General features: G+C 65.1%; 16 protein-coding genes. 4 read left to right on the forward strand and 12 right to left on the reverse strand.

Features of this window, described 5'->3' with window-relative positions; all coding sequences use genetic code 11:
• Positions 1–93 precede the first annotated feature (93 nt).
• The 6 genes from AC0L3K_RS29115 to AC0L3K_RS29140 are packed head-to-tail and all read right to left on the reverse strand — an operon-like array spanning position 94 to position 4696.
• The gene (locus AC0L3K_RS29115) at positions 94–969 is read right to left on the reverse strand and encodes an amidohydrolase family protein (protein ID WP_473367328.1); all 876 of its coding nucleotides are present in this window, start codon (positions 967–969) and stop codon (positions 94–96) included.
• 12 nt (positions 970–981) lie between these two features.
• Positions 982–1374 carry a RidA family protein gene (locus tag AC0L3K_RS29120; RefSeq protein WP_473367329.1) on the reverse strand — a complete coding sequence of 131 codons (393 nt, stop codon included), beginning with the start codon at positions 1372–1374 and terminating at the stop codon, positions 982–984.
• A 24-nt stretch (positions 1375–1398) separates the two neighbouring features.
• Positions 1399–2202 (reverse strand): 2-oxo-hept-4-ene-1,7-dioate hydratase, encoded by an 804-nt coding sequence (gene hpaH, locus AC0L3K_RS29125; RefSeq protein WP_007597591.1) that lies wholly within the window; start codon positions 2200–2202, stop codon positions 1399–1401.
• 3 nt (positions 2203–2205) lie between these two features.
• Positions 2206–3066 (reverse strand): fumarylacetoacetate hydrolase family protein, encoded by an 861-nt coding sequence (locus AC0L3K_RS29130; RefSeq protein ID WP_007597593.1) that lies wholly within the window; start codon positions 3064–3066, stop codon positions 2206–2208.
• Between the two features lie 43 nt (positions 3067–3109).
• The gene (locus tag AC0L3K_RS29135; protein ID WP_007597595.1) at positions 3110–3727 is read right to left on the reverse strand and encodes a flavin reductase family protein; all 618 of its coding nucleotides are present in this window, start codon (positions 3725–3727) and stop codon (positions 3110–3112) included.
• Positions 3728–3730: 3 nt separating this feature from the next.
• Positions 3731–4696 carry a Bug family tripartite tricarboxylate transporter substrate binding protein gene (locus AC0L3K_RS29140; RefSeq protein WP_219682469.1) on the reverse strand — a complete coding sequence of 322 codons (966 nt, stop codon included), beginning with the start codon at positions 4694–4696 and terminating at the stop codon, positions 3731–3733.
• Between the two features lie 131 nt (positions 4697–4827).
• Here AC0L3K_RS29140 and AC0L3K_RS29145 point away from each other — a divergent pair, with 131 nt between their 5' ends.
• The 4 genes from AC0L3K_RS29145 to AC0L3K_RS29160 all read left to right on the forward strand — a co-directional run bounded on the left by AC0L3K_RS29145 (position 4828) and on the right by AC0L3K_RS29160 (position 8347).
• Entirely contained in the window at positions 4828–5610 is a 783-nt protein-coding gene (locus AC0L3K_RS29145; RefSeq protein ID WP_473367330.1) for an IclR family transcriptional regulator, read from the forward strand.
• An 82-nt stretch (positions 5611–5692) separates the two neighbouring features.
• The gene (locus AC0L3K_RS29150; protein ID WP_473367331.1) at positions 5693–6988 is read left to right on the forward strand and encodes an O-acetylhomoserine aminocarboxypropyltransferase; all 1296 of its coding nucleotides are present in this window, start codon (positions 5693–5695) and stop codon (positions 6986–6988) included.
• A gap of 4 nt (positions 6989–6992) precedes the next feature.
• Positions 6993–7775, forward strand: a complete 783-nt coding sequence (locus AC0L3K_RS29155; protein WP_473367332.1) for an alpha/beta fold hydrolase — start codon at positions 6993–6995, stop codon at positions 7773–7775.
• A 68-nt stretch (positions 7776–7843) separates the two neighbouring features.
• Entirely contained in the window at positions 7844–8347 is a 504-nt protein-coding gene (locus tag AC0L3K_RS29160; RefSeq protein WP_473367333.1) for a DUF6496 domain-containing protein, read from the forward strand.
• 11 nt (positions 8348–8358) lie between these two features.
• On the opposite strand, the gene AC0L3K_RS29165 is transcribed toward AC0L3K_RS29160, so the two are convergent.
• The 6 genes from AC0L3K_RS29165 to phnL all read right to left on the reverse strand — a co-directional run bounded on the left by AC0L3K_RS29165 (position 8359) and on the right by phnL (position 13127).
• A complete protein-coding gene (locus AC0L3K_RS29165) occupies positions 8359–9312 on the reverse strand; it encodes an aliphatic sulfonate ABC transporter substrate-binding protein (RefSeq protein ID WP_007597603.1) in 954 nt (317 codons plus the stop codon).
• Positions 9313–9333: 21 nt separating this feature from the next.
• On the reverse strand, positions 9334–9555 hold the full coding sequence (locus AC0L3K_RS29170; protein WP_007597604.1) for a hypothetical protein: 222 nt from the start codon (positions 9553–9555) through the stop codon (positions 9334–9336).
• 480 nt (positions 9556–10035) lie between these two features.
• The gene (locus AC0L3K_RS29175; protein WP_473367334.1) at positions 10036–10647 is read right to left on the reverse strand and encodes a pyridoxamine 5'-phosphate oxidase family protein; all 612 of its coding nucleotides are present in this window, start codon (positions 10645–10647) and stop codon (positions 10036–10038) included.
• A 22-nt stretch (positions 10648–10669) separates the two neighbouring features.
• On the reverse strand, positions 10670–11266 hold the full coding sequence (phnN, locus tag AC0L3K_RS29180; protein WP_007597606.1) for a phosphonate metabolism protein/1,5-bisphosphokinase (PRPP-forming) PhnN: 597 nt from the start codon (positions 11264–11266) through the stop codon (positions 10670–10672).
• Positions 11263–12417 (reverse strand): alpha-D-ribose 1-methylphosphonate 5-triphosphate diphosphatase, encoded by a 1155-nt coding sequence (locus tag AC0L3K_RS29185; RefSeq protein WP_007597607.1) that lies wholly within the window; start codon positions 12415–12417, stop codon positions 11263–11265. Before AC0L3K_RS29185 ends, phnN begins: the two co-directional genes overlap by 4 nt.
• Before the next feature lie 11 nt (positions 12418–12428).
• Positions 12429–13127: a phosphonate C-P lyase system protein PhnL gene (phnL, locus tag AC0L3K_RS29190; protein WP_007597608.1), complete on the reverse strand. Its 699-nt coding sequence runs from the start codon at positions 13125–13127 to the stop codon at positions 12429–12431.

Genomic DNA, 13127 nt, shown 5'->3' on the forward strand with positions numbered 1-13127 from the left:
CACCCCCCTCCCTGACCCTCCCCCACACGGGGGGAGGGAACGGAGAGAGCGGTATTCGCGGTTAAACTCGACTCGGCTTCAGCTCATCTCGCCCTAATCCGGAAAGCCGAACAGCCTTGCCGGATTGTGCACCAATATCTTCTCCAGCTCCGTCTGATCGGCTGCGTAGCGGTACATCAGCTCGAGCAGATCGGCGTCGTTGGGCGGCTGCTTGACCGAGACCGGATGCGGCCAGTCGCTGGCCCAGACGCAGCGGTCGACTGCGGCCTCGATATAGGCGCGCGCGATCGGGATGACGTCGTCGTAAGGAGCACCGCGCTTCGAGGTCTTCTCGCCGAGTGACAGCATCACCCAGAAATTGCCCCTGGCGAGCAGCTCGAGCATCTTGCGCAAATTCGGATCGTTCCTGCCGGCTTCCGGATCGGGACGCGCCATGTGGTCGATCAGCACGGGCACGTCGAGATTCTCGTATTTGGCGACGCTGGAAACGATGCCGTCCTTCTCGGGCTGGATCTTGACGTACCAGCCGAGCTCGCGGATGCGCGCAATCGCGCGGGCGAAATCGGCATCCGACAGCACGGCGCCGAGCTCCTGGCGGAAGCTGAAGCGCGCGCCGCGGACACCTGCATCATGCAGCTTGGCGAGATAAGCGTCGTTCGCCTCCGCGAACACCAGCGCGTTGGCGCAGCCGCGATAGTTCGGGCCCATCGCGGCGAGACCGTCGAGCACGACGGCATGATCGGCGCCGTAGGTCGTGGTCTGCACGATGATGCCGCGCTCGATGCCGAGCGTCTTGTGCACGCGCAGCGCCGCTTCCCAGGTCGCGGTCGGCATCCGATAGGCCGCGCCGGGACGTTCCGGATATTTGTCGATGGGGCCGAGCACGTGAAACTGGCTGTCGACGGTTTTGGGCGGCGGCGCCTTGACCGGGCGGCGCGGGTTCGGGTCGAACGGCAGATAGGTCGGCATGCGCAAACTCCTTTAGTCGATCATGGCGGTGAAGTCGCACTGCACCAGTGCGCCGCCGTCCATGTTGTCCATCGGCAGCGCGTGGCGCGCCGGGCGCGAATGCTCGTCCGGAAACATCTTCAGCCACTCGACGTTGACCGGGCCGCGCTGCGTACGGTCCTTCAGCCACACCGTCATCTTGATGATGTCGTCGGTGGTGCCGCCGGCGGCCTCAACGGTCGCCTTCATATGGGCGAACATGTTGGCGCATTGGGAATCGAGGCTCTCGGGCATCGCGCCGGCGGCATCGCGGCCGAGGATGACGCCTGACATCACGAGATTGCCGATGCGGCAGGCGTTCGGAATCGGGTTGGCGTGCTTGAAGCCGCCGATGTGGATGCTCTTGCGCCGCGTTTGGCCTGTCATGATGCGCTCCCGTTTATTGTTGGTTCAGACGAACTGGCACGACACCGAGCCGAACGCGCCGTAGTCGGCATGAAACGTGTCGCCACGGCGGATATCGACCGGACGCGTGAACGACCCCGCCAGCACCACCTCGCCGGCGGCGAGATGCTCGTCATGCGGCGCGAGGCGGTTCGCGAGCCAGGCGATGCCGTTGGCGGGATGATTGAGCACGCCGGCCGCAAGCCCGGTCTCCTCGACCTCGCCGTTGCGGAACAACAGCGCGCCGATCCAGCGCATGTCCGCGTCCATCGGGCGGAACGGCCGGCCGCCGAGCACCAGCGCGGCATTCGCCGCGTTGTCCGAGATCGTGTCCATCACCTTTCGCGCCTTGCCGGTGTCGGGATCGACGCGGTGCATGCGCGTCTCCAGGATCTCCAGCGCGGGCGTGACATAGTCGGTGGCGTTGAGCACGTCGAAGATGGTGCAATCCGGCCCGCGCAGCGGCGCCTTCAGCACGAAGGCGAGCTCGACCTCGATGCGCGGCGCGTGAAAACGGTCGAACGGAATCGGCGTGGCATCGGCATAGAACATGTCGGCGAACAGCACGCCGTAATCCGGCTCGGAAATGCCGACCGCGTTCTGCATCGCCTTCGAGGTCAGGCCGATCTTGTGGCCCTTGATAACCCGGCCGCGTCCGAGCTGGAGTTTTGTCCAGGCGCGCTGAACGGCATAGGCATCCTCGATGCTGAAATCGGGATAGTCTTTGGTGAACATCGTGATCAGCGTCTTGGTGCGCTCGGCCTCGTCAAGGCGCGCGGCAAGGCGTTCGATCGTGGCGGTATCCAGCATGGTTTAACTCTCCGCCGCGACGGTGTTGCGCAGCACGCCAATGCGGCTGGATTCGACCTCGACGACATCGCCGACTTTCAGCCAGCGCGGCGGGTCGAAGCGGGCGCCGGCGCCGGTCGGCGTGCCCGTCACGATCATGTCGCCGGGCTTCAGGGTGGCGAAGGTGGAGAGATAGGAGATCAGAAAATCGAACGGAAACATCAGCCGCTCGGTGGTGTCCTGCTGCCGCACCTCGCCGTTGACGCGCGTGACGATATCGTGCGGCCCGCGCGGGTCGAGCTCGTCCGACGTGACGATCCACGGACCGATGCTGCCGGAGCGATCGAAATTCTTGCCCTGCGTGACGTTGAACTTGCCGTGGCGCAGCCAGTCGCGGATCGTGCCCTCGTTGCACAGCGTCATGCCGAAGATGTGCGACCAGGCCTTCTCGCGCGGAATGTGGCGGCCGCCCTGCCCGATCACGATGACGAGTTCGCCTTCATAATCGAGCTGATCGGATACCGTGGGCTTCTCCAGCGGCTGACCGGAGCCCGTCATCGAGGACATGCTGCGCACGAACAGGCTGGGATATTTGGGCAGGTCGGAGCTGTCTTTATACTCGGCATTGCGCTCGGCATAATTGACGCCGATGCACCAGAGCTTTTCCGGCGCCAACACCGGCGGAAGCAGCACGAGCTCGTCGAGCGCATAATCCGGCTTCTGCCCAGCGACGGCTTCCTGCGCGTCGGCCAGCGCATTGGCTGCGATCAGCGCCCTCAAATCGGAGAAGTCGCGGCCGACCCGCCGGGTCAGATCGACGACACCGCCTTCGATGGCGGCACCATAGTGCGGCTCTCCGTCCACGAGATAACTCACGAGTCGCATGGTCGTTCTCCAATGGTCTTGAGGCGCGCGCGGGGCAGCGCGCTCAGTCTTTCGATTTGGGAGTCTGGAACACGCCGCGCAGCGTCACGATCTCGCCGAGCCGGGCGTAGCGCGGTCCGCCGATGCGCGCGATCGGATCGAGCGCCGCGGTTTCGACCTTGCCGTCGTTCACGAGGCCGTCGCGGAGGTGGAACATCACGACTTCGCCGACGATCAGGCGGCTGCGGGCGTCGCCGAATTCCAGGCACTGCCGGAAGCGGCATTCCATCGCAACCGGTGCAATGCTGAGCCGCGGCACCTTGATGCGCTCGCTCGGGAGCGTCTCGAGGCCAAGCTCCGCGACCTCGCTGATCTCAGGCGGATGCTCTACCGATGAGTCGTGCACGGCCTGCATCAGCGGGGTATCGGCGATGTGGATCACATATTCCTCGGTGTCGAGAATGTTGTGCGCGGTGTCCTTGTAGTCGGCGCCCTTGCGGCCGACGCTGATGGCCAGCATCGGCGGCTTCTGCGAGACGAAGGTGAAGGCGCTGAACGGCGCGAGGTTGAGCACGCCTGCGCGGGACAGGCTCGTCACCCAGGCGATCGGACGCGGCACCACGATGCCGGTCATCAGCCGGTAGATGCGCTCGGCGCCGAGCTCGGTGGGGTCGATCCGCATCGATCAATCCGCCTTGATGTTGGCCTTGCGCACGATCGGAATCCATTTGGCGTCCTCGCGCTCGAGATAGGCCCTGAATTCATCGGGCGTCATCGCGACGGCTTCTCCGCCGAGCTTCTCGAACTTGTCGACCACGGCGGGGTCCTTCAGGATCGCGGTCAACGCGTCGTGCAGCTTGTCGATCACGGGCGCCGGCGTGCCTGCCGGTGCGAACAGGCCGGTGAAGGTCTGGCCGTCAAAATCCTTGTAGCCGAGCTCGGCAAACGTCGGGACATCGGGCAGCGACTTCAGGCGGTGCGGGCTGGTGACGGCCAGCGCCCGGAACAGGCCGGCCTTGATGTGCTGCAGGCTGACCGTGAGCTGGTCGAACGCGAACTGTACCTGGCCGCCCAAGAGATCGTTGACCGCAGGCGCATTGCCGCGATAGTGCGCGGTGACCCATTGCAGGTCGAGGCTGGACTGCATCAGCTCACTGAGCAGATGGTTGGTGGTGCCGGGACCGGGCGAGGCCATCGTCAACTTGCCCGGCTCGCGCTTGGCAAGGTCGATGAATTCCTTGAAATTCGTCGCCTGCACCGACGGATGCACCTCGAGCACCAGCGGCGTCATCGAGATCGTCGTAATCGGCAGGAAGTCCTTCTTCCAGCTGTAGACGTCGCGCTTGTTGATTTCGGTCGCGAACAGCACCGGGCCGTTGGCGCCGACGAACAGCGTGTAGCCGTCGGGCGCGGATTTCGCGAAAGCCTCGCCCGCGATCATGCCGCCGGCGCCCGCCTTGTTCTCGATGATGAAGGGCTGGCCAAGCTTTTCCTGGAGCTTGTCGGCGATGATGCGCGCGGCGCTGTCGACATTGCCGCCGGCCGGATAGGGCACGATCAGCTTGACGTTGCGCGACGGCCATTGCTGGCCGGACGCCGGTCCCGCCAGCATCGCCGCTGCGGCAGCTATGGCAATCCAGATTAATCTCATGTTAACCTCCCGGCGGCGCTTCCAATTTTACGTCGATTTGCCTGACGTCGTACACGGCATCTCGATTGGGAGCGCAATCTCCAGATGCGCGCTTTACCTGTCGAGTGAATTGTGGCGTTCTTGTCCATATTATGGACAAGACCGCTTCCGCGAAATCCACCCGCCGCATCACCGAACCGCGACAGGGTGCGCAGGCGATCCGCCGCGCGCTCGCGGTGCTGCGCATTCTTGCCGCCGGCCGCGAGGACGGCGTGCCGCTGGCAGAGGTGGTGCGGGCGACCGGCCTCACCCGCCCGACCGTGCACCGCATCGTCCACGTGCTGATCGAGGAAGGTATCGTCGAACGGCATGACAAAACCGGCCGCTACGCGATCGGCAACCAGGTGCCGGAGCTTGCGCTCGCACGGGCTCGGCCGTCGCGGCTGCTGATCGCCGCCAATCCGTCGCTGCAACGTGCGTCGACCGAGATCGGCGACACGCTGTTCCTGACGGTGCGGACCGGCAACGACACGCTGTGCGTCGACCGCAGGATCGGTGTCTATCCGATCCAGGTGCTGTCGATCGAGGTCGGCGTCTCCAGCGCGGGCGTTGCCATCCTCGCCGCGATGCCGGCCCAGGACGCGCGGAAAATCGTCGCTGCCAATGAGAAGAGACTGGAGGCTTACCGGACCGATGTTGCGACGGTGCTGGGCCAGGTCACCGCCGCAAGACGGCTGGGATATGGCATGAGAGAGATTGGTCTCGTGCAGGGCACGAAATCGATCTCCACCTGGATCAAGACCCCGGACGGCCGCCCCGCCGCCGCGATGACCGTCTCCGCCGTTCGGACGAGGCTCGGCCCGCGCCGCGAGCAGGAGGCCGCGGAGATCCTGCTGCGGGAGGCGCGGATCATCGAGCAGGCGATCCGGGGTTAGACAACGCAGTCAATGGGCTGACGCAGCGCGCATTTTTGTGGCACAAGGGCCGCCTCCCGCCGACTGAGCAACGAGGCCACGCATGCCCGCGCCAAAACCGCCCGCCTTCGAAACCCTGAGCCTGCATGCGGGCCAGCATCCGGATCCCGCGACCGGCGCCCGCGCGGTGCCGATCTACCAGACCACGTCGTACGTGTTCCAGGACTCCGATCACGCCGCCGCGCTGTTCAACCTCGAGCGCGCCGGCCACATCTATACGCGCATCTCCAATCCGACCACCGGCGTGCTCGAGGAACGGCTTGCGGCGCTGGAGGGCGGCGTCGGCGCGATCTGCACAGCGAGCGGCATGGCGGCGCTGCATCTGGCGATCGCGACGCTTCTGAACGCCGGCGACCATATCGTCGCATCGAGCTCGCTCTATGGCGGCACCATCAACCTGCTCGCGCACACGCTGCCGCGCTTCGGCATCACCACAACGTTCGTGAAACCGCGCGATCTCGATGCGTTCCGCGCGGCGATCAAGCCGAACACGAAGCTGGTGATCGGTGAGACCATCGGCAATCCCGGGCTCGAGGTGCTGGACATTCCGAAGGTCGCGCAGATCGCGCATGACGCGAAGATTCCGCTGCTGATCGACAACACCTTTGCCACGCCCTATCTCAGCCGTCCGATCGAACTCGGGGCCGACATCGTCATGCATTCGGCGACCAAATGGATCGGCGGCCACGGCATCGCGATCGGCGGCGCCATCGTCGACGGCGGCCGGTTTGATTGGCGCTCATCCGGAAGATTCGGCGTGCTGACCGAACCCTATGGCGGTTATCACGGCATCGTCTTCGACGAGCAGTTCGGCACCGCGGCCTTCATCATGCGTGCGCGCACCGAAGGCCTGCGCGATTTCGGCGCTTGTCTATCCCCGACCAACGCGTTCCAGCTGTTGCAGGGCGTGGAGACACTCGGGGTTCGCATGGACCGCCATATGCAAAACACGCACCTCGTGCTGGAAGCACTGAAGTCCAACAAGGCCGTGGATTGGGTGCTGCATCCCTCGCTGGAAGATCACGCGGACTACCAGCTGGCAAAACAGTTGCTGCCGCGCGGCGCCGGCTCGATTGTCTCCTTCGGCATCAAGGGCGGGCGGCCCGCGGGCCGCAAGTTCATCGAGCAGCTGCGCATGATCAGCCATCTCGCCAATGTCGGCGATGCCAAGACGCTGGTGATCCACCCTGCCTCGACCACGCATCAGCAGATGGACGCCGAACAACTTAAGTCCTCCGGCATCGGCGAGGAGCTGGTGCGGCTCTCGGTCGGCATCGAGACCGCCAGCGACATCATCGACGATCTCACCCAAGCGCTGCGCATTTCGCAAAAGGTCTGACACCATGAAGCTCTCCGTCAACGGCGCCGAGGTGCTGGTCGCAACCGGCGGCCGCGACTTCGACAGATCCCTGCCCGCGGTCGTCTTCCTCCATGGCGCCGGCTTCGATCATTCGACCTGGGCGCTGCATACGCGCTGGTTCGCCCATCACGGCTTTGGCGTGCTGGCGCCTGATCTGCCCGGCCACGGCCGCTCGCCCGGACCTTCGCTTGGCAGCATCGCCGAGATGGCCGACTGGACGGCGGCCCTGCTCGATGCGGCCGGAGTGACGAAAGCGCATCTGATCGGCCATTCCATGGGATCGCTGATCTCGCTGGAGACGGCCGCACGTCACCCCGACAAGGTGTCCGCGCTCAGCCTGATCGGCACGGCCGCGACCATGACCGTCGGCCCGGATCTGCTGAAGGCGGCCGAAGCCAATTCGCAGGATGCAAACGACATGGTCTCGATCTGGGGGCTCGGCTTCAACGCCGAGCTCGGCGGCAGCCTCGCACCGGGCCTGTGGATGCATGGCGGCGCGCAGGCCGTGTTGAAACACTGCGAGCCGGGCGTGCTGTTCCGGGATTTGTCGGCCTGCAATGCTTACGCGAATGCGCTTCAGGCAGCCGCGAGCGTGAAGGTGCCCACGACGCTCATCCTTGGCGAACGGGACATGATGACGCCGGTGAAGGCCGGCAGGGCGCTCGCCGCGGCGATCCCGCATGCGAAGACCGTCATCGTGCCCGGCGCCGGCCACATGATCATGGCCGAACGCCCGGATGAATTGCTGGCGGCGCTACGGAACTGACAGGATCAATCGTCCATCTTGCGCGTTGCGGTCAGACATCCCTGTGAATTCCAGAGGGAACCGGACCCATGCCAAGACAGCAAGTCGTTCGCAAAGCCAGGCAAGACAAGCGTGCCGGTAAATCGGCAAGCACGCAGGCCGGCGAATTCGTCAAGGACCAGATCGACAAGATCCGCAAGGGCAAGCATGGTGCGCGCTCGACGAAACAGGCCATCGCCATCGGTCTGTCCGAGGCGCGCCGCGCCGGCGTCGATCTTCCGCCGCCGCGCAAGGGACGCGTCAAGAAGGCGACGCGACGCAGCGCCAAATATGCCTATGAGGTCGGTCAGGGCAAGCGCACCGCGAAGCGCCGGCCGCGCGTGTCGCGGGCCGTCGAAAAGGTTTTGAAGAAGGAGCCGCGCTCGACCGCATCGCGCAGTGCACTGTCGAAACAGGGCAAGCGTGCCGCGAGCCAGCGATCCGCTGCTTCGCGTTCGGCGACTGCCCGCAAGGCGAGCCGGACCAAAGGCGCCAAGGCCCGCTCCGCCGCCGCAAAGAACGCGGCACGCACCAGGGCGCGCCGCCGGAGTTAAGTCTGGTCCCCTCAGGAGCCCGGCGTCCACTTCCAGACGATGTCGGACACGTTGACTGGCTTCGGGATCAGGCCCAGTTTTGCAAAACGGTCGGCGACGGCCTGCTGGCTCTTGGTCACCTCTGCATCCAGCGGCACCACGCGATAGGTGGAGCGGTTGACGAAGCGGCTGACAGCTTCGATGTCGACGCCGGTCGCCTCGGACTGAGCCTTTGCTACCTCCTCATGGTGAGATTCCGCCCATACGCCTTCGGAGGCGAAGCTCGCGTTGAGCTTTGCCACCAGCGAAGGATACTTCTCCACGAAGTCCGTCCCGGCGATGTAGAAAGCGTTCGGCTTGTGGACATCCCTGTCGAAGGCGATGACTCGGGCGCTTTCCTTCAATTCAGCAAGCGCCAGATATGGATCCCAGATCGACCAGGCATCGACCGAGCCCTTCATGAAGGCGGCTGTCGCATCAGCCGGGGCGAGCGGTGCCGGCGTGATGTCGGACCAGGCGAGACCGGCCTTCTCGAGCGACGCGACCAGGAGGTTGTGCGCACTCGATCCCTTGGCGAAGGCAACGCGCTTGCCCTTGAGGTCTGCGAGCGATTTGATCGGTGAATTCTTCGGCACGATGATCGCCTGAGTGTCGCCGTCCGACTTCACCGCCGCAACGTAGCGGATCCTGGCGCCGCCGGCTTGCGCGAAGATCGGTGGGGTATCGCCGACGAACCCGAAATCGACGCTGCCGACATTGATGGCCTCCAGCAGCGGCGGACCAAACTGGAAGTCGATCCATTTGACCTCGATGCCGAGCGGCTTGAAGGCGCTTTCGAGCGTCTGGCGCTGGCGAACCGCGGGGAAGAAGCCGCCCTTCTGCGTACCGATGCGGATTTCCGCCGGCTTGTCCTCCGCGCGCGCAGGTGGGGCCAAGGCCGTCGCGAGCAGCAGGCTGGTTGCGAGGATGTATCGTCGGGTCATCATCATGTGGTCCTTTCGGTGGTTTCAGCTGGCAAAGAAGCGAGAATTCGCGCGCCGGCTCCGTTCGGAGAACACGGCACGGGCGGCACGCTCGGCCTCGCGCGCCGAGCGGAACTGCCTGCCTTCGAGGCTGTCGAACAGACGCTCGGAGGAGAAGAAGCGGAAGCCGCGCGTATCCTTCGTGACGATGCCGGCGGCGCGGTCGTGGATCTCGATGATGTAAGCGTTCGATTGAGTTCGGGACATGACTGCTCGTTCGCCGGGATCTCGGCGTTCCTGTCTCGGGATTTGCTGGGTGAGGTGCTGCTAGAAGACGGCGGTCAGCAACAACAGGCGCCGGTGGCCGCCGAGAAACAGCGCCGCGTCATGCACACATGCATGTCGTCCCTATTGCGCTGCTGATCGGTTCTCATATCGCGGCTTCGGCTCGAGGAGCAGTTTCGATGCCTCGACTATCGAGTGTTTGGCGCGATCGGTCAATGAAATGGCTATCCATAATTACCACCGGCGCGCATCGGCACTTCTCCGGGCGCGAGCGCAGGCAATCGAATTTATCTCGCGATGAGTTCTTTCCTTCTCCCCTTGCGGCAGAAGGTGGCGCGAAGCGCCGGATGAGGGGTTGCCTCAGCGAATCCTGAAGAGAGGCGCGCGCGGAGAGAACCCCTCACCCGTCGCGCCGCTGTCGCGGCGAGCCACCCTCTCCCGCAGGGGGAGAGGGAAGAGAGCTCACCACATCGTCGCCGCGGCCCGCTCGGGCCAGGCGCGATCATATTCCGCGCCGCCGACCTTGTTCTCGCTCATCTCGGCGAGGATCTGGCCGGGCGTCGGCAGTGTCTTGGGGTCGATGCGCTTGTCGGGATTCCAGAGATCGGAGCGGACGATGGCGCGGGCGCACTGGAAGTAGATTTCGTGGACCGTCATCACCATGACGCTGCGCGGCGCCTTGCCGTCGACCTTGAAGGAAGCGAGCAGTTCGGGATCGATGGAAACATAGGCCCGGCCATTGGCGCGGACCGCATTGCCGGAGCCGGGGATCAGGAACATCAGCGACACCCTGGGATCGCGCACGATGTTGCGCAAGGAATCGACCCGATTGTTTCCGCGGCGATCCGGCAGCATCAGCGTCTTCGGGTCGTGAATGCGGACGAAACCGGAGAGATCGCCGCGCGGCGAGCAATCGATCCCCTCGGGTCCGATGGTGGCGAGCGCGGCGAACGGCGCCTTTTCGATGAAGGCCCGATAGAGCGGGGTGACGTGGTCGGCGACTTTCACGGTCGAGGCGTCGTTGGTGACGCCGTAGATGGCCTCTAGCTGCTCGACCGTTTCGATCACCGACATTCCAGTCTCCTTGTTGTGCCGGCTATTCGTGCCAGCCTTGATTTCTGATCACGCGCAGAAGCTGGCGGCCATGATACTCCGCGCTGCCCGCGTTGAGAATGGTGACGTCGGCCTGCGCCGATGCGTCGCCGACGCTGCGCGTCAGCCGGTCCGCGATATTGCCGTCGCTGTCCCGGGCGCGGGCGGCAAGCCGCTGCGCCAGCACATCCGGTGGCGCCGTGATCGCGACCACCACGACGTTTGCATAGGTCTGGCGTAGCGCGCCGATCACCGTGCGCGAAACATTGGCCACGACGGCGCGTCCGGCACGAATATCATCGTTGAGGTCGAGCGGCAGCGCGTAGCAATGCCCATGCGCTTCCCAATGCACGGCGAAATCCCCACGCTCGCGCGCGCGCCGGAATTCGTCAGGGCTCACCGCGACATTGTCTTCGTCGGCTGAGGATTCGCGCGTCACGACACGGCGCGGAAAGACGATGTCGTGATCCTCGATGCATGCTGCCCGCGCCAGTCGCAGCAGCGTGTCCTTGCCGGCACCGCTGGGGCCGACCACGAGCACGAGCCGGCCAGGGCCGATCGCATCCGTCTCGTCCTCCGCCACGGTCGCGGCCTCGCTCATGCGACGCGGCTCCCCTCGCGCCAGACGCTGCGGACCGCGGGGACGCTGCCCGCAACATGCACGCGGATCAAATCGGCACGCTTGCCGACCGCGATCTCGCCGCGGTCGGACAGGCCGACTGCCTCGGCGGGCGCCTTCGTCACCGTGCGGATCGCCGCCGCAAGACTGATGGCAGGCACATGCTCCGGCAAATGTAGCGCGGCCATCAGAAGGCTCGAGGGAATGTAGTCCGACGACAGGATGTCGAGCAGGCCTTCGCGAGCGAGATCGACCGCGGCGATGTTGCCGGAATGCGAGCCGCCGCGCACGACGTTCGGCGCGCCCATCAGGATGTCGATGCCGGCCTCGTGCAGGCCGCGCGCGGCCTCCAGCGTGGTCGGAAATTCCGCGACCGAAACGCCATCGCGCACGGCGTCCACGACGTTCTCCTCGGTGGTATCGTCATGGCTCGCCAGCGGGATCTTGTACTTGTGTGCCAGCGCCACGATCTCGCGCATGTTGGTCGCCGCATAGGCCTTCTGATATTCGAAGCGCTTCGCGAACAGCTGGTCGAGCTCGGCATCGGTCTTGCCGCCGCCCTTGCCGCGATAATAGTCGCGCAGCTTGCCTTCGTCGCGGAACTGGCGCTGGCCGGGGGTGTGGTCCATCAGCGACATCAGCCGCACGTCGGGACGGTCGATCAGCTCCATGGCCTCCTCGACCACGCTCGGCATCGGGATTTCGCAGCGCAGATGCAGGAAGTGATCGGCACGCAGCAAATTGGCATCGCGTGCGGTGGTGATCGCGGCGGCGAGCGTGCCGGCGCGTCCGTCGACTTCCTCGGCGCCATCCTCGCGCCAGACCCGGAGCGAGTCGAACACCGTGGTGATGCCCGATGTCGCGAGCTGGCCGTCATAGGAGACGACGGCGGCGACCGGATTCCAGAACACTTTTGGCCGCGGCACGTAATGCGCCTCGAGGTGATCGGTGTGGAGCTCGATCAGGCCGGGCATGATCAGATCGCCGGCGGCATCCTCGGCCCCGGCGGGCGCCCTGCCCTCACCGATTTCGGCAATGCGTCCATCGGCGAGAGCAAGCCAGCCCTGCTCGATCACCCGCTCCGCCAGCACGATCCTGGCGTTGGCGATCACGATGTCCTTCTTGGCGTTCATATCCATTTCCTTCAGGCCGCGGCGGCGAAGCTGGTGACGTCGACGATGCGGTCGGCAATCTGATGACGGATTTCGTCGTCATGGACAATGGCGACCATGGCGACGCCCTGGCGTTTCTTTTCGGCGACCAGCTCGACCACGACGGCGCGGTTGGCGGCATCCAGCGAGGCGGTAGGCTCGTCCAGCAGCAGGATCGGCAGATCCGAGATGAAGCCGCGCGCGATGTTGACGCGCTGCTGCTCGCCGCCGGAGAAGGTCGCGGGCGGAAGCTGCCAGAGCCGCTCGGGGATATTGAGCCGATGCAACAACTCGCCCGCGCGCGTCTGTGCGTCGACACGAGCCAGGCCGTTGACGATCAGCGGCTCGGCGACCACGTCGACAGTGGCGACGCGTGGCACCGCGCGCAGGAACTGGCTGACATAGCCGATGGTCGCGCGTCGGATGTTGAGGACCTGCCGCGGCTCGGCAGTGGCAAGATCGACCAGCGCGCCGCGATGGCGGATGCCGATGCGGCCGGAGTCGCAGCGGTAGTTACCGAAGATCATCTTCAGGATCGACGATTTTCCGGCGCCTGATGGCCCCGACAGCACGACGCATTCGCCAGGATTGACGTGGAAGGTCACGCCGCTGACGACTGGCAATTCGATGCCGCCCTGCAGGTGCATCGTAAAGGTCTTGTTGGTGTTGGCGACGTCAATCATGGCGATCAT

The organism is Bradyrhizobium sp. MI1.10, from assembly GCF_055811035.1.

Excerpts from the sequence above, each read along its gene's own strand:
- AC0L3K_RS29115 (WP_473367328.1), bottom strand. The coding sequence starts at position 969 with ATGCCGACCTATCTGCCGTTCGACCCGAACCCGCGCCGCCCGGTCAAG.
- AC0L3K_RS29170 (WP_007597604.1), bottom strand. The coding sequence starts at position 9,555 with ATGTCCCGAACTCAATCGAACGCTTACATCATCGAGATCCACGACCGC.
- AC0L3K_RS29160 (WP_473367333.1), top strand. The coding sequence starts at position 7,844 with ATGCCAAGACAGCAAGTCGTTCGCAAAGCCAGGCAAGACAAGCGTGCC.
- AC0L3K_RS29120 (WP_473367329.1), bottom strand. The coding sequence starts at position 1,374 with ATGACAGGCCAAACGCGGCGCAAGAGCATCCACATCGGCGGCTTCAAG.
- AC0L3K_RS29165 (WP_007597603.1), bottom strand. The coding sequence starts at position 9,312 with ATGATGACCCGACGATACATCCTCGCAACCAGCCTGCTGCTCGCGACG.
- AC0L3K_RS29175 (WP_473367334.1), bottom strand. The coding sequence starts at position 10,647 with ATGTCGGTGATCGAAACGGTCGAGCAGCTAGAGGCCATCTACGGCGTC.
- AC0L3K_RS29135 (WP_007597595.1), bottom strand. The coding sequence starts at position 3,727 with ATGCGGATCGACCCCACCGAGCTCGGCGCCGAGCGCATCTACCGGCTG.
- phnL (WP_007597608.1), bottom strand. The coding sequence starts at position 13,127 with ATGATCGCCATGATTGACGTCGCCAACACCAACAAGACCTTTACGATG.
- AC0L3K_RS29185 (WP_007597607.1), bottom strand. The coding sequence starts at position 12,417 with ATGAACGCCAAGAAGGACATCGTGATCGCCAACGCCAGGATCGTGCTG.
- AC0L3K_RS29145 (WP_473367330.1), top strand. The coding sequence starts at position 4,828 with ATGGACAAGACCGCTTCCGCGAAATCCACCCGCCGCATCACCGAACCG.
- phnN (WP_007597606.1), bottom strand. The coding sequence starts at position 11,266 with ATGAGCGAGGCCGCGACCGTGGCGGAGGACGAGACGGATGCGATCGGC.
- AC0L3K_RS29150 (WP_473367331.1), top strand. The coding sequence starts at position 5,693 with ATGCCCGCGCCAAAACCGCCCGCCTTCGAAACCCTGAGCCTGCATGCG.
- AC0L3K_RS29155 (WP_473367332.1), top strand. The coding sequence starts at position 6,993 with ATGAAGCTCTCCGTCAACGGCGCCGAGGTGCTGGTCGCAACCGGCGGC.
- AC0L3K_RS29130 (WP_007597593.1), bottom strand. The coding sequence starts at position 3,066 with ATGCGACTCGTGAGTTATCTCGTGGACGGAGAGCCGCACTATGGTGCC.
- hpaH (WP_007597591.1), bottom strand. The coding sequence starts at position 2,202 with ATGCTGGATACCGCCACGATCGAACGCCTTGCCGCGCGCCTTGACGAG.
- AC0L3K_RS29140 (WP_219682469.1), bottom strand. The coding sequence starts at position 4,696 with ATGAGATTAATCTGGATTGCCATAGCTGCCGCAGCGGCGATGCTGGCG.